Annotated in this window: 20 protein-coding genes; 11 read left to right on the top strand and 9 right to left on the bottom strand. The window is 68.8% G+C overall.

Annotated features, from left to right (window positions below; all coding sequences use genetic code 11):
• Nucleotides 1-22: 22 nt before the first annotated feature.
• Together G6034_RS01570 and G6034_RS01565 are read right to left on the bottom strand one after the other, a co-directional pair.
• Nucleotides 23-499, bottom strand: a complete 477-nt coding sequence (locus tag G6034_RS01570) for a GNAT family N-acetyltransferase (protein WP_176633388.1) — start codon at nt 497-499, stop codon at nt 23-25.
• Nucleotides 500-516: 17 nt separating this feature from the next.
• Entirely contained in the window at nt 517-867 is a 351-nt protein-coding gene (locus G6034_RS01565; RefSeq protein WP_176633326.1) for an ArsR/SmtB family transcription factor, read from the bottom strand.
• Between the two features lie 209 nt (nt 868-1,076).
• Here G6034_RS01565 and arsB point away from each other — a divergent pair, with 209 nt between their 5' ends.
• From arsB to G6034_RS01540, 5 genes are read left to right on the top strand one after another with little or no spacing between them, the layout of a single operon-like run.
• A complete protein-coding gene (arsB, locus tag G6034_RS01560; RefSeq protein ID WP_218063458.1) occupies nt 1,077-2,063 on the top strand; it encodes an ACR3 family arsenite efflux transporter in 987 nt (328 codons plus the stop codon).
• A 7-nt stretch (nt 2,064-2,070) separates the two neighbouring features.
• Nucleotides 2,071-2,478 carry an arsenate reductase ArsC gene (locus tag G6034_RS01555; RefSeq protein WP_176633324.1) on the top strand — a complete coding sequence of 136 codons (408 nt, stop codon included), beginning with the start codon at nt 2,071-2,073 and terminating at the stop codon, nt 2,476-2,478.
• Nucleotides 2,475-3,857, top strand: a complete 1,383-nt coding sequence (locus tag G6034_RS01550; protein ID WP_176633323.1) for an NAD(P)-binding domain-containing protein — start codon at nt 2,475-2,477, stop codon at nt 3,855-3,857. Before G6034_RS01555 ends, G6034_RS01550 begins: the two co-directional genes overlap by 4 nt.
• Nucleotides 3,854-4,183, top strand: a complete 330-nt coding sequence (locus G6034_RS01545) for a hypothetical protein (protein WP_176633322.1) — start codon at nt 3,854-3,856, stop codon at nt 4,181-4,183. Before G6034_RS01550 ends, G6034_RS01545 begins: the two co-directional genes overlap by 4 nt.
• Nucleotides 4,184-4,197: 14 nt before the next feature.
• Nucleotides 4,198-4,719, top strand: a complete 522-nt coding sequence (locus tag G6034_RS01540) for a DinB family protein (protein ID WP_176633387.1) — start codon at nt 4,198-4,200, stop codon at nt 4,717-4,719.
• Here the strand turns inward: G6034_RS01540 and G6034_RS01535 are convergent.
• Nucleotides 4,716-5,300 carry a TMEM175 family protein gene (locus tag G6034_RS01535; RefSeq protein WP_176633321.1) on the bottom strand — a complete coding sequence of 195 codons (585 nt, stop codon included), beginning with the start codon at nt 5,298-5,300 and terminating at the stop codon, nt 4,716-4,718. The genes G6034_RS01540 and G6034_RS01535 overlap by 4 nt on opposite strands.
• 24 nt (nt 5,301-5,324) lie before the next feature.
• Nucleotides 5,325-6,143, bottom strand: a complete 819-nt coding sequence (locus tag G6034_RS01530; RefSeq protein WP_176633320.1) for a methyltransferase domain-containing protein — start codon at nt 6,141-6,143, stop codon at nt 5,325-5,327.
• Nucleotides 6,144-6,491: 348 nt separating this feature from the next.
• On the opposite strand from G6034_RS01530, the gene dnaK reads away from it, so the two are divergent.
• From dnaK to G6034_RS01510, 4 genes are all read left to right on the top strand, one after another.
• Nucleotides 6,492-8,360 (top strand): molecular chaperone DnaK, encoded by a 1,869-nt coding sequence (gene dnaK / locus G6034_RS01525; RefSeq protein WP_176633319.1) that lies wholly within the window; start codon nt 6,492-6,494, stop codon nt 8,358-8,360.
• 2 nt (nt 8,361-8,362) lie between these two features.
• On the top strand, nt 8,363-8,956 hold the full coding sequence (locus G6034_RS01520; RefSeq protein WP_176633318.1) for a nucleotide exchange factor GrpE: 594 nt from the start codon (nt 8,363-8,365) through the stop codon (nt 8,954-8,956).
• Nucleotides 8,957-9,118: 162 nt separating this feature from the next.
• Nucleotides 9,119-10,096 carry a DnaJ C-terminal domain-containing protein gene (locus G6034_RS01515; RefSeq protein WP_176633317.1) on the top strand — a complete coding sequence of 326 codons (978 nt, stop codon included), beginning with the start codon at nt 9,119-9,121 and terminating at the stop codon, nt 10,094-10,096.
• Between the two features lie 47 nt (nt 10,097-10,143).
• Nucleotides 10,144-10,584: a heat shock protein transcriptional repressor HspR gene (locus G6034_RS01510; protein ID WP_176633316.1), complete on the top strand. Its 441-nt coding sequence runs from the start codon at nt 10,144-10,146 to the stop codon at nt 10,582-10,584.
• 14 nt (nt 10,585-10,598) lie between these two features.
• Here the strand turns inward: G6034_RS01510 and G6034_RS01505 are convergent, their stop codons facing one another.
• The 4 genes from G6034_RS01505 to G6034_RS01490 form a co-directional block, all read right to left on the bottom strand.
• Nucleotides 10,599-14,036 (bottom strand): SNF2-related protein, encoded by a 3,438-nt coding sequence (locus G6034_RS01505; RefSeq protein WP_176633315.1) that lies wholly within the window; start codon nt 14,034-14,036, stop codon nt 10,599-10,601.
• Between the two features lie 369 nt (nt 14,037-14,405).
• Nucleotides 14,406-15,314: a tRNA (guanosine(46)-N7)-methyltransferase TrmB gene (trmB, locus tag G6034_RS01500; protein ID WP_176633314.1), complete on the bottom strand. Its 909-nt coding sequence runs from the start codon at nt 15,312-15,314 to the stop codon at nt 14,406-14,408.
• 74 nt (nt 15,315-15,388) lie between these two features.
• Nucleotides 15,389-16,687 (bottom strand): MFS transporter, encoded by a 1,299-nt coding sequence (locus G6034_RS01495; protein ID WP_176633386.1) that lies wholly within the window; start codon nt 16,685-16,687, stop codon nt 15,389-15,391.
• A gap of 61 nt (nt 16,688-16,748) precedes the next feature.
• On the bottom strand, nt 16,749-17,999 hold the full coding sequence (locus G6034_RS01490; protein ID WP_176633313.1) for a M20 metallopeptidase family protein: 1,251 nt from the start codon (nt 17,997-17,999) through the stop codon (nt 16,749-16,751).
• Between the two features lie 93 nt (nt 18,000-18,092).
• On the opposite strand from G6034_RS01490, the gene G6034_RS01485 reads away from it, so the two are divergent.
• Both G6034_RS01485 and G6034_RS01480 read left to right on the top strand, forming a co-directional pair.
• The gene (locus tag G6034_RS01485) at nt 18,093-19,091 is read left to right on the top strand and encodes an Lrp/AsnC ligand binding domain-containing protein (protein ID WP_176633312.1); all 999 of its coding nucleotides are present in this window, start codon (nt 18,093-18,095) and stop codon (nt 19,089-19,091) included.
• Between the two features lie 277 nt (nt 19,092-19,368).
• The gene (locus G6034_RS01480) at nt 19,369-21,048 is read left to right on the top strand and encodes a DEAD/DEAH box helicase (protein WP_176633311.1); all 1,680 of its coding nucleotides are present in this window, start codon (nt 19,369-19,371) and stop codon (nt 21,046-21,048) included.
• Between the two features lie 212 nt (nt 21,049-21,260).
• Here the strand turns inward: G6034_RS01480 and G6034_RS01475 are convergent, their stop codons facing one another.
• Nucleotides 21,261-22,409: a cation:proton antiporter gene (locus G6034_RS01475; RefSeq protein ID WP_176633310.1), complete on the bottom strand. Its 1,149-nt coding sequence runs from the start codon at nt 22,407-22,409 to the stop codon at nt 21,261-21,263.
• Nucleotides 22,410-22,460: the final 51 nt, after the last annotated feature.

Below are 22,460 nucleotides of genomic sequence, written 5' to 3'. Positions count from 1 at the left end.
CCAATCCTACGGTCTGCGGGCGCTACAGCCGCAGCTCCACCAGGATCGTGTCCCGCCACGCCCCGGCGTACGGCCCGTACGTCATGAATCCGATCCGCTCGCGGCGGCCCACCCGCCGGAATCCGGCCTTGTCGTGCAGCGCCAGGCTTGGCAGGTTTTCGGCCAGGATGGCGGACTGGATGGTCCAAAATCCGCGTGCGCGTGCGCGCGCGGCCAGCGCGTTCAGCAGCGCCAGGCCCACCCCCTGCCCGGCCGCCGCGGGATCCACGTAGACCGAATGCTCGATGACGCCCCGGTACACCTCACGCGAGGACGCGGGCGTGGCCGCCACCCACCCTTGAACCGCGCCGTCGCCGTCCACCGCCACGACGCTCAGCCCGGGGATCCTGGTAGCCAGGAATTCCTCCCGTGAGGGCGGGGCCTCGGCAAAGGTGGCGCTGCCGCCGGCGATCCCGGCCGCGTAAATGCGTTCGACGCCGGGCCAGTGCTCCGCGCCCATCTCCCGGATCGTGGCGGTCACAGGGTGGTGACGCTGACGGCGGCGGCCTCGAGGGCGCCGGGCACCAGGGAGTAGTACGCCCAGGTGCCGCGCTTCTCCCGGTGCAGCAGCCCGGCGTCCACCAGGATTTTCAGGTGGTGGGAGACGGTGGGCTGGCCCAGGTCCAGCGGTTCGGTGAGGTCGCAGACGCAGGCCTCGCCGCCGTCGCCCGCCTTGACAATTGAAAGCAGCCGCAGCCGGTTGGGGTCCGACAACGCCTTCAAGACCCTGGCCCGGGCCTGCGCTTCCGCTGCACCGAGGGCGGGCCGGCCGCTGGGCGTGCAGCAGGCGGATTCCGCGGCGGAGGCAAGCGGCTGGAAGGTGTCCATGCCTCCATTATGCCCGTATATTGACAGTTGTCGATGCATGCACGGATACTGTGTATCGACAACCGTCAATCAATTGCCGTCATGGCGCCAGGAGACCAGTGAGCACGCATACCACCGCCCGGGCCGCCGCGGGCGGCTCGGCCGCCGCCGGCGGCTCGGCCGCCGCCGGCAAACTGTCCAGTCTGGACCGCTTCCTGCCCGTCTGGATCATGGCAGCCATGGCTGCCGGGCTGGCGCTGGGCCGGCTGGTGCCCGGCCTCAATGAGGCGCTGGACGCGGTGAAGGTCGGCTCGGTCTCCCTGCCGATCGCCGTGGGCCTGCTCGTCATGATGTATCCGGTGCTGGCAAAGGTCCGCTACCGGGAGACCGGGCGGGTGCTGGCGGACCGCAGGCTGCTCATCACCTCGCTGGTCATGAACTGGCTGCTGGCCCCGGCGTTCATGTTTGCCCTCGCCTGGATCTTTATCCCGGACCTCCCCGAATACCGCACCGGGCTCGTCATCGTGGGCCTGGCGCGCTGCATCGCCATGGTCATGATTTGGAACGACCTGGCCTGCGGGGACCGGGAGGCCGCCGCCGTGCTGGTCCTGATCAACTCCGTCTTTCAGGTAGTGGCGTTCGGCACGTTGGGCTGGTTCTACCTGCAGGTGCTCCCTGGCTGGCTGGGGCTTGCGACAACGGCCGCGGACTTTTCCTTCTGGGCCATTACCGCCTCCGTGCTCGTTTTCCTCGGCATCCCGCTGCTCGCGGGGTTCCTCACCCGCACCCTGGGCGAAAAGGCCAGGGGCCGCGACTGGTATGAGGGGAAATTTCTGCCGAAGCTGGGCCCGTGGGCGCTGTACGGCCTGCTCTTCACCATCACGCTGCTGTTCGCGCTGCAGGGGAACACCATCACCCAGCGGCCCCTCGACGTGGCCAGGATTGCCCTGCCCCTGCTGGTGTACTTCATTGTGGTGTTCGGTGCCGGCATGATGGCCGGCAAAGTCCTGAAGCTGGGGTATGCCAAGTCCACCACCTTGGCCTTCACCGCAGCCGGGAACAATTTTGAACTCGCCATCGCCGTGGCGATCGGCACCTTCGGCGTGGCAAGCGGGCAGGCGCTGGCCGGCGTCGTGGGCCCCTTGATCGAAGTGCCTGCCCTCGTGGCCTTGGTCTACGCCGCCCTGTGGGCCCGCAAACGTCTTTTCACACCCTAGGAGAACCATGGACACCGCCAAGAAACCCTCCGTCCTGTTCGTCTGCGTGCACAACGCCGGACGTTCCCAGATGGCCGCCGCCTATCTCACCGCCCTTTCCGGCGGGGCCGTGGAAGTCCGCTCGGCCGGCTCCGAGCCTGCAGAATCGGTCAACCCGGCCGCCGTGGCCGCCATGGCCGAGGACGGCATCGACATGTCCGCCGAGATCCCCAAGGTGCTCACCACGGACGCCGTGAGGGAGTCCGACGTCGTCATCACCATGGGCTGCGGCGACACCTGCCCGATTTTTCCGGGCAAGCGCTACGAGGACTGGGAGCTTGAGGACCCGGCCGGGCAGGGTGTGGACGCCGTGCGCCCCATCCGCGACGACATCAAGGCCCGCGTCCAGTCCCTGCTCGCGGAGCTGCTGCCATGAAAGCCGGCCTGCCCGTCATCGTGATCGGCGCCGGGCCGGTTGGCCTTGCGGCAGCGGCCCACCTGCTGGAGAACGGGCTCACACCCCTGGTCCTGGAGGCCGGTCCCCGGGTGGGCGAGGCCATCCGTGCCTGGGGCCACACCAGGCTGTTCTCCCCGTGGAAGTACGACGTCGATGCCGCCTGTGCGCGGCTCCTCGCCGCGGACGGGTGGCTGGCCCCACGGGACACGGCACTGCCCACAGGCGAAGCGCTGGTTGCGGACTATTTGGAGCCTTTGGCAGCCACCGTCGCACTTGCCCCACACATCCGCACCGGGGCCGAGGTCATTGCCGTCAGCCGTGTGGGCCTGGATAAAACCCACTCCCGCAACCGGGACGATACCCCGTTCCTGGTCCGGATTGCTGGCGCAGGTGGCTCCTTTGAGGATCTTCAGGCCCGGGCCGTCATTGACACCTCCGGCACGTGGCGCACGCCCAACCCGCTGGGCCAGGCGGGGCTCCCTGCCGCCGGGGAGACCGAAGCCGGGACGCGCATCACTGCGCCGCTGCCCGACGTCACGGGCCGGGACCGCGCCCAATTCGCCGGCCGCCATGTGCTGGTGGTGGGGGCCGGACACTCCGCGGCCAACACGCTGCTGGCCCTGGGCGAACTGGCGGCGGCTGAGCCGGGCACCCGGATCAGCTGGGCCGTGCGCGGCGCCTCCGCAGCCGGGGCGTTTGGCGGCGGGGACCTGGACGGGCTCCCGGCCCGCGGCCGGCTCGGCACCCGGCTGCGCAAGCTCGTGGAGTCGGGTGCGGTGGAGCTGCACACCTCCTTCACCATCACGGCAATCACCACGTCGACGGACGGGCTCGTCGTGCACGGGGCCACCGCGGACGGGGCAGTTGACCTGGCCGTGGACGTGGTGGTGCCGGCCACGGGCTTCCGCCCCAACCTGGACATCCTGAAGGAACTGCGGCTGGAGCTGGATCCCGGCGTAGAGGCGCCGCGGGAGCTGGGGCCGCTGATCGACCCGGAATTCCACTCCTGTGGCACCGTCCCGGCCCACGGGGCCAAGGTCCTGGCCCACCCGGAAAAGGACTTTTACCTGGCCGGCATGAAATCCTACGGCCGTGCGCCAACGTTCCTGCTGGCCACCGGTTACGAACAGGTCCGCTCCATCGCCGCCGCGCTCGCCGGCAACCAGGCCGCCGCCGACGCCGTCCACCTGGAACTTCCCCGCACGGGCGTCTGTTCTTCCGACCTTGGCAGCGGTGACGACGAACAATTTGCGGAAGCCGGTGCGCGGGAGACCTCCTGCTGCGGAACGAACGACCCGGTGCTGCTTGGTTATCCCGCGCGCACCGGACCGCTGAAAGGCGGGAGAATGGAGGCATGACCATGGAACTGCGCACCATCCCCGGCTGTCCCCACAGTGCCTCCGCCGGTGAGCTGTTTGCCCGCGCCCTGGCCCTTGAGGGCCTGAACGCGGCGCCGCTGGCCGTGCGGGAGATCCACTCCGAAGACGACGCTGCGGAACTGGGCTTCCACGGCTCGCCGACCTTCACCATTGACGGTGCGGACCTCTTCCCCGTGGACACCGAACCGGCCGTGACGTGCCGCGTCTATCCAACACCGGCAGGCCTCGCCGGGCAGCCGGACCTGGACACCCTGCGCGGAGCCATCCGTGCCGCGGTCGGCGTCTCCGCCGGCAGCGCAGGGTAAGGCATCCCGTGGACATGCGTGGAGAGCGGACCATGGCGGACTACCAGCGCGCCTGCCGGGAACTGGACGCCTATTTGGCCCGGGCAACCCCCGCGCAGTTGAAGGCCCGCAGTGCCGGGACCCGCTGGAACAATGAGGAGCTGCTGTTCCACATGGTCTTCGGATTCATGGTGGTGCAGGCGCTGGTGCCGCTGGTCAAAATGGTCAGCAGGCTCCCCCGGCCGTGGGGCCGCGCGTTTGCCCGCACCTTGAACGCGGCCACCGTGCCGTTTGACATCGTGAACTTTTGGGGCTCGCGCGCCGCCGCGCTCGTGTTCAACCACCGGCGGATGTCGCGGAAAATGCACGCCACCACGCGCCAACTGACGGCCGCGCTGGAAGGCGAGTCCCCGGCGTCGTTGGCCAGGTGCATGGACTTCCCTGGCCGCTGGGACCCCTTCTTCCAGCCCTCCATGGCACTGGCGGACGTCTACGCCTACCCCACGCTGCACTTTGACTTCCACGCCAGGCAGTTGTCCCTCGGCGCCGACGGTTAGGCCCCACCGCTTCGCAGCACGCGCTCCATGCCGCGGTCAGGCACCAGCCAGATGGCGGCCACCGCGGCGTAGGCGGCCAGCCCGAAAGTGGGCGAAACGAAGGCAAGCGCACACCCCGCAATGTAGATGACGGGCGAGATGCGGGCCTTGACGTTCCTCCCCAATGCCCCGGCCAGGCGCCCGCCCGGACCCTGCTGGCGGATGAACCCCGCCTGCAGGATGGCGTAGGCGACGGCCGCCAGCAGCAGGTTGACGCCGTAGATGAAGACCGGCACCACGGCGAACCCGGACTCGTCCATCCACCGCGTCATGAACGGCACCAGGGACAGCCAGAACAGCAGGTGCAGGTTGGCCCACAGGATGCCTCCGGTCACCTCATCGGCCAGCTTGATCATGTGGTGGTGGTTGTTCCAGTAGATGCCGATGTAGATGAAGCTCAGCAGGTAGCTCAACAGGGTCGGCAGGATGCTTGCCAGCCCCGTCCAGTCACCGGTTGCCGGTGTCTTGAATTCCAGCACCATGATGGTGATGATGATCGCCAGAACGCCGTCGCTGAGCGCCTCGAGCCTGTTCTTTTCCATACTCTTCCGCGCGGGTCCGGGCGGCTAGGCCCGCGCGATGATTTCGCCGTTGGGCATGAGCAGCCAGCCGTCCTTCGACCCGCCCCAGCGCCGCCAGCCCGCCGCCATCCTGGCCAGCCCCGCAGCGTCGGCCATCCCGTAGGCGACGGCCTGCTCGGCGAAGGCCGACTTCTCCACCCGGTCCGCCCACACCCCGGATATCCAGGCCCGTTCGCCGTCCGTGGCGTAGAGCCAGTTGGCCGACGACGGCGCCACGTCCGTCAGTCCCGCGGCCAGCGCCCAGTGGACCAGGCGCCGCCCGGCGTCGGGCTCGGCGTTGTTGTGCCGGGCCACCCGCTGGTACACCTCCATCCATTCGTCGAGTTCGGGCAGTTCCGGGTACCAGGACATGCCGTGGAAGTCCGCGTCCCGCACCGCCACGATGCCGCCGGGCCGGGCCACCCGGCGCATCTCGCGCAACGCCTCAACCGGGTCCGTCAGGTGCTGCAGGACCTGATGGGCATGGACCACGTCAAAGGTGCCGTCCGGGAAGTCGAGGTCGTAGATGTCGCCCGTGTCAAAGCTGAGGTTGGCCAGGTGCTGCTCCGCCGCCAGCGCCGTCGCGGCCGCCACCACCTCGGGCGAGCGGTCCAGCCCCAGCACCTCGCCGGGTGCCACCAGCCGGGCAAAGTCCGCCGTGATGGTGCCGGGACCGGCGCCAACGTCCAGCACCCGGAGGCCGTGGGTGAGATGGGGGATGAGGTATGCCGCCGAATTGGCCGCTGTCCGCGACGCGTGGGATCTCAGCACGCTTTCGTGGTGGCCGTGCGTGTAAACATCTCCGGGGCCGTTTTCAGCGTTCATAAATGGGAGTGTATGCCCGGCCGGAGCCGGGCGCCACGCCCGCCCAAACCTTGAAGTGGAGCGCCGTTGGGTGTCAATGAGGCTCCACTCTTAAAGCTGAGCATCATTGGGGCCCCACGACGCCCAGCTTCCAAGCGGCTCGGCACGGCGGGGCACGGAACCCGGGCCCCCGCCGTCGTCCGATTCCGCCTACGGTGAAAGTTGAGCCAACAACGCTCAACTTCATTTGACATGGGAACGAGCCTGAGTAAAGTTGAGCCCAGAACGCTCAATACCCGCTGGTTGGGCGAACCCGCAGCCACCCCGGCGCGGACTTGTTCACACGGCGGCCCATGAAAGGAACCACTTATGTCACGTGCCGTAGGTATTGACCTCGGAACCACCAACTCTGTCGTCTCCGTGCTGGAAGGCGGCGAGCCCACCGTCATCGCCAACGCCGAAGGCGGCCGCACCACCCCGTCAGTTGTTGCCTTCTCCAAGAGCGGGGAAGTCCTGGTCGGCGAAATCGCCAAGCGCCAGGCCGTCAACAACATCGAGCGCACCATCGCCTCCGTCAAGCGCCACATGGGCACCGACTGGAGCATCGCGATCGACGACAAGAAGTACACGGCGCAGGAAATCTCCGCGCGCATCCTGATGAAGCTGAAGAACGACGCCGAAGCCTACCTGGGTGAAAAGGTCACCGACGCCGTGGTCACCGTCCCGGCCTACTTCAACGACGCCGAGCGCCAGGCCACCAAGGAGGCGGGTGAAATTGCCGGCCTGAACGTGCTGCGCATTGTCAACGAGCCCACCGCTGCCGCCCTCGCGTACGGCCTGGACAAGGGCAAGGAAGACGAGCTCATCCTGGTCTTCGACCTTGGCGGCGGCACCTTTGACGTCTCCCTGCTGGAAGTTGGCAAGGACGAGGACGAGTTCTCCACCATCCAGGTCCGCGCCACCTACGGCGACAACCGCCTCGGCGGCGACGACTGGGACCAGCGCGTGGTTGACTACCTGCTGAACCAGCTCAAGGTCAAGGGCATCGACCTGTCCAAGGACAAGATTGCCCTGCAGCGACTGCGTGAAGCCTCCGAACAGGCGAAGAAGGAGCTCTCCTCCTCGACGTCCACCAACGTCTCCCTGCAGTACCTCTCCGTCACCCCCGACGGCCCGGTGCACCTGGACGAGCAGCTGACCCGCGCGAAGTTCCAGGACCTGACCAAGGACCTGCTCGAGCGCACCAAGAAGCCGTTCAACGACGTCATCAAGGAAGCCAACATCAAGGTTTCCGACATTGACCACATCGTGCTGGTTGGCGGCTCCACCCGCATGCCCGCCGTCTACGACCTGGTCAAGGAACTGGCCGGCGGCAAGGAGCCCAACAAGGGCGTCAACCCGGACGAGGTCGTCGCCGTTGGCGCCGCACTCCAGGCCGGCGTGCTGAAGGGCGAGCGCAAGGACGTCCTGCTCATCGACGTCACCCCGCTGTCCCTGGGCATCGAGACCAAGGGCGGTGTCATGACCAACCTGATCGAGCGCAACACGGCCATCCCGACCAAGCGCAGCGAAACCTTCACGACCGCCGACGACAACCAGCCGTCCGTGGCCATCCAGGTCTTCCAGGGCGAGCGCCAGTTCACCCGCGACAACAAGCCGCTGGGCACCTTTGAGCTGACCGGCATTGCCCCTGCGCCGCGTGGCGTCCCGCAGGTTGAGGTCACCTTCGACATCGACGCCAACGGCATTGTCCACGTGTCCGCCAAGGACAAGGGCACGGGCGCCGAGCAGTCCATGACCATCACCGGCGGCACCGCGCTTTCCAAGGACGACATCGAGCGCATGGTCCGCGAGGCCGAGGAACACGCCGCGGAGGACAAGGCGCGCCGCGAGGCGGCCGATCTCCGCAACTCCGCCGAGCAGCTGCACTACTCCGTGGACAAGGTTCTGGCGGACAACGACGACAAGCTGCCCGAGGACGTCAAGAACACTGTCAAGGCCGACGTCACCGAACTCAAGACGGCGCTGGCCGGCGATGACGACGACGCAGTCAAGACCGCGTTTGAGAAGCTGCAGGCTTCGCAGTCCAAGCTCGGCGAGGCCATCTACGCCGCCGCATCCGCCGAGGGTGCCGCGTCCGCCGCCGGTGCCTCCGAGGGGGCCGCATCGGAGGGTTCCGCCGACGAGGACATCGTTGACGCTGAAATCGTCGACGAAGACGCAGACGAGAAGAAGTAGCCATGTCTGAATCCGTAAACCCCGATGAGGGCAAGCCGGAGAACGATCCGGTGGGTGAGCCTGTCGAAACTCCCGGGGAAATCCCCGCCGACACCAACGGCGACGCCCTCTCCCAGGCGGAGGAGATCCTCAACGGAGTCGAGGTTCCTGCCGAGGAGTCGGTGGCGCAGGGCAGCGGGGCGGGTGAGGCGGCGGAGCTGAAGAACGACCTTCTCCGCCTGCAGGCCGAGTACGTCAACTACCGCAAGCGTGTGGAGCGGGACCGTGCCGTGGCCGGCCAAATGGCCGTGATCGGCGTGCTCAACTCGCTGCTGCCGGTGCTGGACGACATTGACGCGGGCCGCACCCACGGCGACATCGTCGACGGGCCGTTTGCCGCCATCGTCGCCAAGCTGGAGACCACCTTGGAAACGTACGGGCTTGAGCGGATCGACGCCACCGGTGTCCCGTTCGACCCCACCGTGCACGAGGCACTCATCCAGCAGCCCGGTGGCGACGTCGAGATTGACACGGTCAGCCAGGTGCTGCGCAAGGGCTACCGGTCCGGCGAACGCGTCCTGCGCGCCGCCCAGGTGGTTGTGGCAGTACCGGAATAACCCAGCCGTTGGCCGGGCGCCCGTTGGTCGATCCCCAAGCCCGCCCAGTCTGAATTCGCTGGAGCGAATTCAGACTGGGACCCGCGGGCTGGTGGGCCCATGTGGGGACCAGGGCGCCCGACCACCGGCATTTGAACCACTAACTTTGGAAGAGGAGGCGTCTTGGCAAGTCAAGACTGGGTCGAAAAGGACTTTTACAAGATTCTTGGGGTGGCCAAAGATGCGTCGGACGCCGACATCAAGAAGGCCTACCGAAAGCTCGCCCGCAAGTACCACCCGGACACCAATCCCGGTGATGCCAAGGCGGAAAGGACTTTCAAGGACGTCTCCGAGGCGTACTCCGTGCTCTCCGACAAGGAAGACCGCGAGCAGTATGACGCCATCCGCGCCATGGGCGGCGGTGCCCGGTTCAGTGCCGGCGGCGCCGGCGGGCAGGGCGGGCCGGCCGGCTTTGAAGACGTGTTCGGCGACCTTTTTGGCGGCGGACGCGGCGGGGCCCGCCGCGCCTCGCCAGGGTTCGGCGGCTCGGGGCTTCCCCCCGAATTTGCCGACCTCTTCGGCACCGGCGGCTTCGGCGGCTACCAGCCGGCGCCCACCAAGGGCGGGGACCGGACGGCGTCGACCAGCATTTCCTTTGCCGGCTCCATCCACGGCACCAAGATCGGCCTGCGCGAGCCCAGCGGCGAGGTTATCGACGTGCGCATCCCGGCCGGGATCAGGGATGGCCAGAAAGTCCGGGTCAAGGGCAAGGGCCAGGCCGGTGCGGCCGGACCGGGCGACCTCATGGTCACCGTCAATGTCAAACCGCACGACTTTTTTATCCGCGACGGCAACAACATCCGGATCCACGTGCCGGTGACATTCCCGGAGGCGGCGCTCGGGGCTGACATCAGCGTCCCGACCCTCACGGGTGAGTCCGTCCGGGTCCGGGTCCCCGCCGGGACGCCGTCCGGGCGCACCCTGCGGGTCAAGGGCGCCGGCGTGAAGACGTCGAAGGCCTCCGGCGACCTTCTGGTCACGATCGACATTTCCGTCCCGCAAAAGCTGAGCCACGAGGCGGAGGAGGCTGTGAAGGCCTTTGCCGCCGCCACCGCCGACGGCGACCCCCGCGCGACCCTGAAGGACAAGGCGAGGCTGTAGCAATCCCAACCGCCGGAACCACCGCCGCCGCAAGGAAGGAGACCACCATGAACCTTGACCCCCATGCGCCCATCTTTGTGATCTCCGTGGCGGCCGAACTTGCCGACATGCACCCGCAAACCCTCCGCCAGTACGACCGCCTGGGGATTGTGAAGCCCAACCGGGCGCCGGGGCGGTCGCGGCGGTACTCCCAGCACGACGTCGACAAGCTCCGGGAGGTGCAGCGCCTGTCCCAGCAGGGCGTCTCGCTTGAGGGGATCCGGCGGATCATGCAGCTGGAAAACCAGGTGGAGGCGCTCCGCGCCAAGGTGGTGGAGCTGGGCGAGCGGCTCGAGTCAGTGACGGCGGAAATGGAGTCGCGCCCGCCCCGGGCCAACAGCCGCGTGTTTGCGGCTGGCCTGTCCGGCGGCGACATTGTGGCCCTGGCCCGGGGCCAGCGCCCGCGCGCGCGCAGCCAGGCCGTCGTCATCTGGCGCCCGCAGCGCTGACGGCCTGACCCCCGCTACTCGCTGAACAAGCCCGCCAGGTCCGTGGCGGTCAGCGCGCCCCCGGCCAGGGAGTCCCCGCTCATGACGTCGGAGAACAGCTGGGACTTCTTGGCCTTGAGCGCCATGACCTTTTCCTCGATGGTGTCCTTGGCCACCAGCCGGTACACCATCACGTTCTTCTTCTGGCCGATGCGGTGCGTGCGGTCCACGGCCTGGGCCTCGGAGGCCGGGTTCCACCACGGGTCCAGGATGAACACGTAGTCGGCCTCGGTCAGGTTCAGCCCGAACCCGCCGGCCTTAAGGCTGATGAGGAACAGCGGGGCGGTCCCGTTCTTGAAGTCCTCGACCACGGCGGCCCTGTTCCGGGTGGAGCCGTCCAGGTAGGTGAAGGGGATCTCCTCCGCGATGAGCCGCTCGCGCACCTTGCCCAGGAAGCCGGTGAACTGGCTGAAGATCAGCGCCCGGTGGCCTTCCTTGACCACGTCCTCGAGCTGTTCGAACAGCACGTCAAGCTTGGAGGAGCGCACGCCCGCCTGGCCGTCGTCGACCAAGGTGACGTCCAGGCTGAGCTGGCGCAGCAGGGTCAGCGACTGGAAGATGGTGAAGCGGTTCTTGTTGACATCCTCCAGGAGCCCCAGGATCTTGGCCCGCTCCCGCTGCAGGTGGGTCTGGTACACCTTCTGGTGCCGGGCATTGAGCACCACTTCCAGGATCTGCTCCTGCTTGGCAGGCAGGTCCTTGATGACCTGTTCCTTGGTGCGCCGGAGCATCAGCGGCTTCACCCTGCTGCGCAGCTTCCCCAGCAGCTTGGCGTTGCCGTTTTTTTCAATGGGGCGCTGGTAGAACTCGGCAAAGCGCTTGGGGCTGGGGAACAGGCCCGGGGCCACGATGGACAGCAGGGTCCACAGTTCCATCAGGTTGTTTTCCAGCGGGGTGCCGGTCACGGCCAGCTTGAACGGGGCCTTGAGCTTCCGGGCGCACTGGTACGCCTTCGACTGGTGGTTCTTCACGAACTGGGCCTCGTCCAGGATCAGCCCGGCGAAGGCCTGCATGCCGTACTCGGCAAAGTCGATGCGGAACAGCGCGTAGGAGGTGATGACAATGTCCGCGCCGGCAAAGAACGCCGCCGAGTCGATCCCGCTCTTGGCAAAGGTCTCGGGAACCGTCACCACCTTCAGCCCGGGCGCGAATTTCACGCTTTCACTGGCCCAGTTGCCCACCACGGACGTCGGGGCCACCACCAGGAACGGCAGCGCATTGCTGCCGCCGGCCTTGACTTCCGTGATCAACGCCAGCGTCTGCACGGTCTTGCCCAGGCCCATGTCGTCGGCCAGCACCCCGCCGAGCCCGTGCGTGTACAGGAAGTTCAGCCAGTTGAATCCCTCGCCCTGGTACGGCCGCAGCGTGGCGTTGAGCGCAGGGGGAGTGGGCAGCGGGTCCACGGCACCGCCGTCGAGCAGTCCGGACACGGATTTCCGCCACGCTTCCGCCTGCTCGTCCACGATCCCCAGCTGGGCCAGCTCGTCCCACAGCCCGGCCTGGAAGCGGCTGATCCGCAGCTCGCCGTCCTTGAGGTCGTTCATGCCGCGGGCCTCGTCGATGAGTGCGCGCAGCTCGTGCAGCTCGGGGCGGTCCAGCGAGAAGTAGGCGCCGCTGGGGAGCAGCATCCGGCTTTGCCCCGCCGCCAGGGCGGAGAAGACGGCGGCGAAGGAGACGAACTGGCCTTCCACCGTGATCACGATGCCCAGGTCAAACCAGTCGCGCTCATCCGTGGCGTGCGTGGAGATCTTCACGATGGGCGCCTCGGTGACCTCGCGGTAGCTGGCAATGTCGCCACTGGTCTCCACCGTGACCCCGGGCAGTTCGCGCAGCCGCGGCAGCACGGTTTCGGTGAACGCCATGGTGTCCAGGCCGGTCAGCGTGGCCGAGCCGGCCAGTTTGGGCTCGCCCCACGCGCTGTTCGCGGCCGCGCCCATGGCCGCGACCTCCAGCCAGGGCTGGCCGACGCTCTCGATGATGCGTTCCTCGGCACCCGCGTCGCGCACTGCCGCTTCCCCCGGTTCGGGCCACAGCGGGCGGGAATTCACCCGGTTTCCCACCTGGTAGTGCCATTCCCAGTGCAGCCGCAGCGTGTGGTCCCCGCCGTACGCCGCCAGCAGCGACAGCTCGGGCTCCACGTACGCCGGCAGCTCCACCGACTGGTCCGCGGAGACCACGGGCGCCGACTGCTTCAACTGCGGGTAGAACTGCGTCAGGAACTTTTCCTCGCCGCTGGCCGGCACGTGCACCGCCTGCCCGTGCAGGGCAAACTCCAGCATTTGTGCCGGAGTCCCCGCCGCCAGCGGCGCCAGCGTAATGGTTCCCCGCACGACGGCGTTTCTCCCCGAGGTGCCGCTCCCCACGTTGGGCAGGGCGTCCGTCTGGTCGCTGAAGAACAGGCCGTGCACCGGGTTGCCGATGGTGCCCACAATGTCCTCGGTGACGGACGTGCCGCCCACCTCGATCAACGGGCCCACGTCCAGCCCGCCGGAGCCGGCCCGGGAGACGTCCAGCTGCACCGTGGCGCCGTCGGAGGATATCCGCACGGGGTCCCCGGTCCCGGCCTGGACCAGGGCCACACCGTGCTTGGGCGCGTCGGCCAGCAGCTGCCACAGGTTGCGCCCGGCAAAGTCATTGACGGCAAGCCACGACGCGGCGCTGCTGTGGCTGTAATGCCGCGGGCTGTGGGAGGTCAGGAATTCGCTGAGCCACTCCAACTGCGCGGGGTCGTGCTGGCGCCCATACCCAAGGTAGCCCAGCGTGTTCCAGCTGATTCCCGTCTTGACCCACTTGCCGCGGGTGCCCATGACCACGGGCCGGACGTTGAGGATCGGCGCGGACGCCACCTTGCCGCCCTTGCCCCGGTAGGAGAAGCGCGGCGGCGGCAGCTGGAGCTCGAACTGCAGTCCCAGGGCGGGTGCGTCGGAGGACGGGGCGTTTGTGGCGGGCGGCAGCAGCTGGGCCAGGGACGCCTCCCAATCGGCGGCTTCCGCACCCGGCGCGGCCGCGGCCTTGCCGGCGGTCCCCGCCTTGCCTCCCTTGGCGTTGGCCAGCAGCGTTTCGAGGTAGGTCGGTTCGTGGACGGTTTCCTCGGGGACAAAAAAGTCCTGAAAATTGGGGTCGGACTCGGCGGCGGCAATCAGGGCCACCACGTGCTTGCAGTTCTGGCGTACGGGGCAGTTGCAGATGCCCACCCGGCAGGCCACCACGCCGTCGTGCTCGCGGACCAGCTTGGCCGTGGAGCGGTAGGGGGTGGTGCCCACGACCTTTCCGGACAGCAGCCCGGTGGCCGGTTCCAGCGTGATGTCGTGCACCCGGCCGTCGGCGGCGTAGGCGCGGCCGGCGGCGATGGAATTTTCGGTGAACTCGGCGATCCGCGTCAACAGTCGCGATTCGGCGGTGGAATACGTCACGTAAGGTGTCTTCCTGGCGGGTCCGTGCGGCCCCAATCGTGGAACCTCATCTAACCAATCTTAGGCGGGATTGCCGCTTGGTTTCATCCCGCGGCCCGCCCTGCCTCCTGCGGCGCCCCCAGTCAGGCGCCGGCGCGGTGGGCGCGCAGCACAATCGCAGCACAATCGCGGCCACTTCGCCGGTGGCGTCGGCGGGGGTCCGGAGGCGGACCCTGAGCCCGAAGGCGTCATCGGGACGGGTCCTGACCGCCTCCAGCCACCACGGCACGGCGTGTCCGGTCCGGCGCGGCAGCAGGCCGGCCATCCAGTCCGGCATTTCCTGCCAGCTCCTGACTTGCGTTGCCGGGCCGGGGGCCTCCGCCATCGTGCCTACTTCCGCCGAAAGGTGAGGTCGAAGATCACGCGCCCGGCCTTGTGCGCCTTGTTTTCAAAGCTGGTGAGGATGCGCCCGTCAAAGCGGGGGGCCCAGCCGCCGTCGGTGTCCGGCTCATCGCTTTGTTCGCGGTCGACGCCGGTGAGCCGCGCCTGGGTGAGGGGGCTGGCGGCACCGGCCCGTTCGCCGTCGTGCACGTTGTCAAAGTCGGGGGAGGAGGCGCCCACCTCGCGCATCTGCTCGGCGTAGGCGGACCAGTCCGTGGCCAGGCGCCAGAGCCCGCCCGGCGCAAGCACGCGGGACACGAGCGGGGCGAAGGAGTCCTTCACCATGCGGCGCTTGTTGTGCTTGGTCTTGTGCCAGGGGTCGGGGAAGAACACCCACACCTCGCTGACTGTGCCGGCGGGGAGCATGGTGCCCAGGACCTCGGGCGCGTTGGCCTGGACCACCCTGACGTTGCCAATCTCCGCGGCCACAATTTTTTGGATGGTCTGGGCGAGCCCCGGCGTGTAGACCTCCACGGCCAGGAAGTCCTTCCCCGGGTTTTCCGTGGCGGCGTGCACCACGGCCTCGCCCAGCCCGGAGCCGATCTCCACGACCAGCGGTGCGGTGCGGCCAAACTCGGCGGCGGCGTTGAAAACGTACTCCGGGTGCACCGAGGTGTCCGCGATGTGGCGGGGGACGTCGACGGCGAGGGTGGCGGCGTGGTCGTCCCAGGCCTTTTGGCGGCGCCCCTGCAGGCGCGTCCCCCGGCGCACAAAGGAGACGGGCTGCGTGCGGTAGGTGCCCTCGGCCGCCTGGCTGCCCGGTGTGACCGGCCGGGGCGTGCCGTCCTGGCTGCGGGGCGCCTTCCGTCCGTCCGGGGACGCGGGGGGAACGGGCGCGGAGGCTGGGGTTTCACTCATCGACGTTAAGCGTACCGGTGCCGGCGGGCATTGAGGCTGCGCACGCGTGGCACCCGGCGGACCGGGGCAGCAGGCTACGCCGCCGGCTCCTCAGCCAGGTCCTTGCCCCTGGTTTCCGGGATGGTGAAGACGAACACCGCGCTGATGAGCAGCAGGACCACGGCGTAAACGCTGAACAGCACGCCCAGGTGCACGGACCCCAGCCAGGACTGCAGGTAGGGGGCGGTGCCGCCGAAGACGGCCACGCAGATGGAGTAGGGGACGCCCACGCCCACCGTGCGGATGCTGGTGGGGAAAAGTTCGGCGTAGACGGCCGGCACAATCGAGGCGCTGGCCGCGATGAAGATGAGCATCACGGACATGCTGACCGCCAGCTCCCAGGGCTGGTCCTTGAGCAGCCAGGTCATCGGGAAGTGCATGACGGCGGCACCGAGGGCGCCGGCCAAAAGGACCTTCCTGCGGCCGATCCGGTCTGACAGCCTGCCCCAGAACGGCAGGGCAACAATGAAGACGACGTTGCCAATGACGCTGGCCCACAGTGCCGCGCCGCGGTCCATGCCGAGGTCGGTGGCCGCGTGGCTGGGTGCCACCACGCCCCAGATGTAGTAGACAACCGTCAGGCCCACAGTCAGGCCAATCACCTGCAGGGCCTGCTTGCGGTGGCGGACAATCTGCGGCCACATCGGGGCGCGCTTGGCCTTCGCGTCCTCCCCGGTGAAGACCTCGGACTCGTGCAGGCGCGAACGCATGAACAGGGCGTACAGGCCCAGCACGGCGCCGACGGCAAACGGCACGCGCCAGCCCCACGCCTGCATGTCCACCTTGGGCAGCACCAGCGTCATGACGGCGCCCAGCAGCGTCCCGAACAGAATTCCGGCCGTGCCGGACGTATAGATCAGCGTGGCCCAGAGGCCGCGCCTTTCCTTCGGCGCCATCTCCGACAGGTACGTTTGCGACGACGGCAGCTCGCCGCCGTGGGCCAGCCCCTGCAGGAGGCGGGCCACCAGCAGTGTTGCCGATGCCAGGGCGCCAACCTGGGCGTAGCCGGGGGCGACGGCGATGAGCAGGCTGCCCGCCGAGGCAAGGCCGACGGCCAGGGTCATGGCGGACTTGCGCCCGATCCTGTCCCCGATCCAGCCGAACAGGAAGCCGCCAAAGGGGCGGGCCACAAAGCCCACGGCGAAGATGGCCAGGGTGGCCAGCACGGCCGAGGTCTTGTCCGCCTTGCTGAACAGGGCCCCGGCCAGGAAGGGGGTGAACGTGGCGTAGACGGCCCAGTCGTACCATTCGACGGCATTGCCGATCCCGGTGCCGACCAGGGTCTTGACCAGCTTGCGGCGTTGCGGGGCGGCGCCGGGAACGGAGCCTGCCATTGGGGCAGCTGCGGGGGTTGCGGAGCGGAGTGGTGTTTTCATGGTGGGCAACCTTTGACGGTCAGTTGGCGGCGAAGGCCGGCCGGGATGCGGACAGGGACGCCAGGCGGCTGGCGGCCAGCTCGGCGTAGAGGGCGGCGCCGTCGGTGAGGACGGCGTCGTCGAACGTGGCGTAGGGCGAGTGGTTGAACGCCGTGGCGGTGTGGTCCTCTCCCGGGGCCACGGCGCTGAGGCCGATGAAGGTGCCGGGGACCGCGGCCATCACGCGCGAGAAATCCTCGGAGCCGCTGATGGGGGTCGCCAGGCGGGTCAGGCGTTCGGCGTTGAACAGGCCGGAGATGACGCCCTCGGCAAGTTCGGTTTCGGTGATGTCGGTGATGCTGACGGGATATTCGCCCTGGTAGTCCACGTCCACGTCAAGCCCGTGGGCCGCCGCGATGTTCGTCACCAGGCGGGGCGCGGCCAGGCGCATCTTCTCGCGGGATTCCTCGGAGAAGGTGCGGATGGTGGCCTCGAAGCGGGCCGATTCCGGGATGATGTTGCGCTTGCTGCCGGCCTGGAGGACCCCCACGCTCAGCACGACGGGATCGAACATGTCGAACTGGCGGGTGACCATGACCTGCAGGGCGGTGACGATCTCGGTGATGACGGGCACGGGGTCCTTGGCCATGTGCGGGGCGGAGCCGTGTCCGCCGGCCCCCAGGACGGTCACCACCAGCCCGTCGGAGGCGCTCATCATGATGCCGGGCTTGGTGACGAACTGGCCGTGGGGCGCGATCGCGGAGAAGACATGCATGCCGAACGCGGCGTCGGCGCGGCGCCCGGCGGCATCCAGGACGCCCTCGCGGATCATGACGGATGCGCCGTCGAGCCCTTCCTCGCCCGGCTGGAACATCAGGACCACATCGCCGGCAAGGTGCTCGCGCCGGTCCGCCAGGAGGGTGGCCGCGCCGGTGAGCATGGCCGTGTGGAGGTCGTGGCCGCAGGCGTGCATGGCGCCGTCAACGCGGGAGGTGTAGGCGACGCCGCTGCGTTCCTGGACCGGCAGGGCGTCCATGTCGGCGCGGAGCAGGACCACCGGCTTGACGGCGTCCGGGGCCGGGCCCCGCACCGGCCCCTGGCCGCCGCCGCGGAGCACGGCGGTGACCGAGGTGGTGTCCGTGCCCAGCGTAATCTCGTAGCCCAGTCCGTCCAGGGCCTTGAGCACGCGCTCCTGGGTGCGCGGCAGGTCCAGGCCGATCTCCGGATGTTGGTGCATGTCGTGGCGGAACCGGACCAAGTCCGGGGTGAGGTCTGCGGGGGAAAGCGGCATGGGGGCTCCTGTAGCGGTTGACTGTCCCTCCAGTGTGAGGTGAGATGCATCACAGCTGTCTAAATCCATGGAATTATGTAAAAGTTGGTGTAAATGGCGAATTCTCGTGCACCCTTGAGTGAAGAGGACCTGGCACTCATCCAGGCCCTGCAAATTGCCCCGCGCGCCGGCTGGACCGACGTCGGCGCCGTCTTGCGCGTCCACCCCACCAGCGCGGCGGCCCGCTGGGAGCGCCTGGCGACCTCGGGCGCCGCCTGGGTGACGGCCCACCCGATGGGGGACCCCCAGGAAGTGTCGTTGTCCTTCATCGGCGTGGATGCCGTCATGGAAGGCCAGGGCCACGTGGTGGAGGAGCTGTGCGCCATTGGCGAGGTCATCACGGTGGAGCAGACCGCGAGCAGCCGCGCGCTCATCCTGACAGTCATCACGGAGTCCATGGCCCAGCTCAGCGGGGATGTCATCCCACGCATCCGCGCCATTGACGGCGTCCTCGGCTACAACGTATCGCTCTGCACGCGCCAGCACTTCAACGGCAGCTCCTGGCGGCTGAATGTGCTCTCCCGGGGCCAGCAGCAGCAACTCCGGGCACTGGCCCGGACGGAGCCCGTGCCCGGACACCTGCCGCAAAGCCACTTGGCCCTGCTGCCGCCCCTGGCCCGCGACGGCCGGGCCACCGCGGCCGCGATGGCCCGCGAACTGGGGCGGACGCCGGCAACGGTGCAGCGGCAGCTGAACAGGGTCCTCGCCTCAGGCGCCCTGTCCCTGCGCTGCGACATGGCCCAGCCGCTCTCCGGCTATCCGGTGACCTGCCAATGGTTTGCCAAGGTGCCTGCCGGCCGGCACGAGGCAGCCGCCGCGGCCCTTCGGCGGCTTCCCTACGTCAGGTTCATCGCCTCGACGACGGGGTCAAGCAACTTCACCATCATCATGTGGCTGAGATCCGTGGCGGACATCATGGACGTGGAACTGACGCTGCAGCAGGACATCCCCGGCATCGAATTGCAGGAAACCGTGGTGATGCTGGCCTGCGCCAAGCGGGTGGGCAGGAAGCTGCGCCTGGACGGGACGGCGCTGGAGGCGGTGACCCCATGACGTGGAGCCCGATTGGACCCTGGCGGCGCGCCACGTGCCAGGTGGTGAAAGGTGAGATGACCCACCCAGGTGACCGTCCGGCGTCGTGCCACTGCTAGACTGTGAGGACTTAATGCGTTTCCAGCGCATTCTGCGTCGATGAACGCATTCAACTTGTCCCGCATTGGATTTGCTGCAAAGCATCTGCGGTTGACACGCTCTGGCATTGAATCGGCGAACCCGCGGTCAAAACTGATCGTGGGCCGTTGAACCGCCTTTAGAAGGATTCCCTCTTTACATGACTACTTTTGCTGCCCTTGGCGCGCCCAAGGAAATTGTTGCCTCGCTTGCCTCCAACGGCATTGAGGAAGCATTCCCCATCCAGGTCAAGACGCTGCCGGACACCCTGGCCGGCCGCGACGTCCTGGGCCGCGGCCGCACCGGCTCCGGCAAGACCATCGCCTTCGCCATCCCGCTTGTGGCCCGCCTGGCCGAGCGCGAGGCGCCCTACTTCCGCAAGCCCGGCCGCCCCATGGGCCTGGTCCTGGCACCGACCCGCGAGCTGGCCACCCAGCTGAACAACACCATCGAGCCGCTGGCCAAGGCCATGGGCCTGAACACCACCGTCATCTACGGCGGCGTGTCCCAGGCCCGCCAGGAAAAGGCGCTGCGCGCCGGCGTGGACATCGTCATTGCCTGCCCGGGCCGCCTCGAGGACCTCATGAAGCAGCGCATCGTGTCGCTGGAAAGCGTGGAGATCACGGTCCTGGACGAGGCCGACCACATGGCCGACCTCGGCTTCCTGCCCGTCGTCAAGCGCCTGCTGGACACCACCCCGAGCAAGGGCCAGCGCATGCTGTTCTCCGCCACCCTGGACAACGGCGTGGACAAGATCGTCCAGCGTTACCTCTCCAACCCGCTCACGCACTCGGTGGACGAGGCCACGGCTGCCGTGTCCACCATGGAGCACCACGTCCTGGTGGTCAATGACCAGACCGTCAAGAAGCAGGTCCTCGTGGAACTGGCTTCGGGTGCCGGGCGCCGCATCCTGTTCATGCGCACCAAGCACCACGCCCGCAAGCTCGCCAAGACCCTGACCGACGCCGGCATCCCCGCCGTCGACCTCCACGGGAACCTTTCGCAGAACGCCCGCGACAGGAACCTGGCCGAGTTCTCCACCGGCGGCGTCCGCGTCCTGGTGGCCACCGACGTCGCCGCCCGCGGCGTGCACGTCGACGACATTGAACTGGTCATCCACGTCGATCCGCCCACGGAGCACAAGGCGTACCTGCACCGTTCCGGCCGCACGGCCCGCGCCGGGTCCGACGGCGTGGTGGTCACCCTGACGCTCCCCGAGCAGCAGAGCGACGTCAAGAAGCTCATGCGGGCGGCGGGCGTCGACGTGAACTTTGAGCGCGTCACCGCCTCGTCGCCGTCCGTGGCCGCTCTGGTGGGCGAGGTTGCCGGCAAGATTGACCCCCGCACCCGCGCCGCGCTGCTGGCAGCCAAGGCTCCGGCACAGGGTGCCGGCCAGTCCACGGGCGCCAACGCCGAGCGCAAGCGCGCCCGGCGCGGTGCCGCCCCCGTCGCCGGGGGACGTGGCGGGCGCGGAGGGCGCGGCCGTGTGTCTGCCGACGCCCCCGCCGAGGGCAACCGTTCCGAGCGCCGCGAAGGCCAGCCGCAGGGTGCCCGCTTCGGTGGCTCCGGCCGCCCGGCCCGCGCCGCCGGCGAGGGCCGCCCCGCCCGCGACGGCGACGTGGCCCGCGGCAAGCGCGCCCCGCAGGGCTCCACGCACCGCAACGACGCCCCCCGCAGCGCCCCCCGCTCCACGGGCTCCGGCGCCGTGTGGTCCTCCACCACCGGCGGCACGTCCGGCGGCAGCTTCAACGCCACCAGCGGTGGCTCCGGCCGCCCGGCCCGCGCCGGCGGCGCACGCCGCGCCTCGGCACCCGCCTCGAACCAGCGCCGCGGGCGCTGATCCGCGCCACCCCACCGCGAGGGGCCCACGCCCGCAGGGTTCCCTGACCGGGGAACGAGGTTAGGAGCGGGTGGGGACGACGCCGGCACCCAGGGTGGGTGCCGGCGTCGCACTTTAAGGGGCCACAGGGTGCGGCGCGGGATCGATGTTGCAAATTTTGGGCGGCAAGCGCCGGTCGAACTGCCGTGTTCCCGCTCCGGAGGGCTGGCGCCCTACCCCCGCGGAGGGGCGGGTGCCGCAGCGGTGGCGGCGAACCCGCCCGAGGCGGCAGTGGCGGCGGCGATCGTGACCAGGGCGCCCAGGATCAGGGCCGCGGGTTCGCCCGGTGCCAGCAGGTTTTCGTGCAGGCCGATGGTCGCGGCGGCGATGGGCACGCCCAGCTGCGAGGCGGACAGCACGCCAAGCGGCAGGGGCAGCCCGAAGAGCCGCATGAGCGCGTGAACGGCAATGGCCGCAGCGCCCAGGGCAAGGCCGAGGACGATCATGGCCGGGTGGGCGGCAAGCTCGTGCAGGTTCAGGGAGGCGCCCAGCCACAGGAAGAACAGCGGGCCGAGGAACCCCTCGGTGATGGCGAACAGCTGGTGTGCGAGGCGCCGGGGCTCGCCCACGGCCGACACCGCCAGGCCGAACGCGAATCCTGCCAGCATGATCGACACGTGGCTCCAGACGGCCAGGCCGGCCAGCGCGAACAGGATGGCGAGCTGGATGCGCAGTTCCAGGGCAAATTTCCGCTCCTCGGACAGGCGGTGGATGCGCCGCCGGGCGCGGGAGCTGTCCGCCCCGCGCAGGATGAAGTACACGGCGCCGGAACAGGCCAGGACGGCCAGGGAGCCCAGCGCGGCCCTGCCGGCCGTGGCCGGGTTGAGTGCCAGCGGCAGGGCGACGATGGCCAGGGTGTCCGCGATGGCCACCTGGGCGGTCATGGCCAGGACGCCGGGCCCGGTCAGCCGCAGCGAGCCGACGATCGGCAGCACCAGGGCCGCGGACGAGGATGCCAGCAGCACGGCGTAGAGGACCGCGTGGCCGCCGCCGAACAATGCCGCGAGTCCGATCCCCGCCGCGGCCGCCGCGGCGGCGACCGCCAGAAGGCGCAGCGCCCCGCTGCCCAGCGCGGAGCGGATGTGCCGGTCCCGCACGGGCACCTGGGTTCCGGCCACGAACATGACCAGCGCAAAGCCCATGTCCGCCAGGAACGTGAAGGTCGGCTCGGCCGGGTCCACGAGGGCAAGCCCGGCGCGGCCCAGGACGATGCCGGCCAGCAGCTCGCCCACCACCACGGGCACGTGCCAGCGGCGCGGCAGGGCCAGCAGCGGCCCCAGCAGCGCGGCCACGCAGATCAGGGCCAACCCCGGAAATCCCATGCCCGCCTCCTGGAACGTGATGGTGGTTCATAGACTATTGCACGCGCGCGC

This window comes from Arthrobacter wenxiniae (assembly GCF_013376105.1).
In the GTDB taxonomy this organism is placed as follows: Bacteria; Actinomycetota; Actinomycetes; order Actinomycetales; family Micrococcaceae; genus Specibacter; species Specibacter wenxiniae.
The sequence above is the reverse complement of the archived record's forward strand: the minus strand, read 5'-3'. Positions and strand labels throughout refer to the sequence as shown.

Coding starts and splice junctions, on each gene's coding strand:
- G6034_RS01570 (WP_176633388.1), bottom strand. CDS start 499: ATGGGCGCGGAGCACTGGCCCGGCGTCGAACGCATTTACGCGGCCGGG.
- G6034_RS01565 (WP_176633326.1), bottom strand. CDS start 867: ATGGACACCTTCCAGCCGCTTGCCTCCGCCGCGGAATCCGCCTGCTGC.
- arsB (WP_218063458.1), top strand. CDS start 1,077: ATGGCAGCCATGGCTGCCGGGCTGGCGCTGGGCCGGCTGGTGCCCGGC.
- G6034_RS01555 (WP_176633324.1), top strand. CDS start 2,071: ATGGACACCGCCAAGAAACCCTCCGTCCTGTTCGTCTGCGTGCACAAC.
- G6034_RS01550 (WP_176633323.1), top strand. CDS start 2,475: ATGAAAGCCGGCCTGCCCGTCATCGTGATCGGCGCCGGGCCGGTTGGC.
- G6034_RS01545 (WP_176633322.1), top strand. CDS start 3,854: ATGACCATGGAACTGCGCACCATCCCCGGCTGTCCCCACAGTGCCTCC.
- G6034_RS01540 (WP_176633387.1), top strand. CDS start 4,198: ATGCGTGGAGAGCGGACCATGGCGGACTACCAGCGCGCCTGCCGGGAA.
- G6034_RS01535 (WP_176633321.1), bottom strand. CDS start 5,300: ATGGAAAAGAACAGGCTCGAGGCGCTCAGCGACGGCGTTCTGGCGATC.
- G6034_RS01530 (WP_176633320.1), bottom strand. CDS start 6,143: ATGAACGCTGAAAACGGCCCCGGAGATGTTTACACGCACGGCCACCAC.
- dnaK (WP_176633319.1), top strand. CDS start 6,492: ATGTCACGTGCCGTAGGTATTGACCTCGGAACCACCAACTCTGTCGTC.
- G6034_RS01520 (WP_176633318.1), top strand. CDS start 8,363: ATGTCTGAATCCGTAAACCCCGATGAGGGCAAGCCGGAGAACGATCCG.
- G6034_RS01510 (WP_176633316.1), top strand. CDS start 10,144: ATGAACCTTGACCCCCATGCGCCCATCTTTGTGATCTCCGTGGCGGCC.
- trmB (WP_176633314.1), bottom strand. CDS start 15,314: ATGAGTGAAACCCCAGCCTCCGCGCCCGTTCCCCCCGCGTCCCCGGAC.
- G6034_RS01495 (WP_176633386.1), bottom strand. CDS start 16,687: ATGGCAGGCTCCGTTCCCGGCGCCGCCCCGCAACGCCGCAAGCTGGTC.
- G6034_RS01490 (WP_176633313.1), bottom strand. CDS start 17,999: ATGCCGCTTTCCCCCGCAGACCTCACCCCGGACTTGGTCCGGTTCCGC.
- G6034_RS01485 (WP_176633312.1), top strand. CDS start 18,093: ATGGCGAATTCTCGTGCACCCTTGAGTGAAGAGGACCTGGCACTCATC.
- G6034_RS01480 (WP_176633311.1), top strand. CDS start 19,369: ATGACTACTTTTGCTGCCCTTGGCGCGCCCAAGGAAATTGTTGCCTCG.
- G6034_RS01475 (WP_176633310.1), bottom strand. CDS start 22,409: ATGGGATTTCCGGGGTTGGCCCTGATCTGCGTGGCCGCGCTGCTGGGG.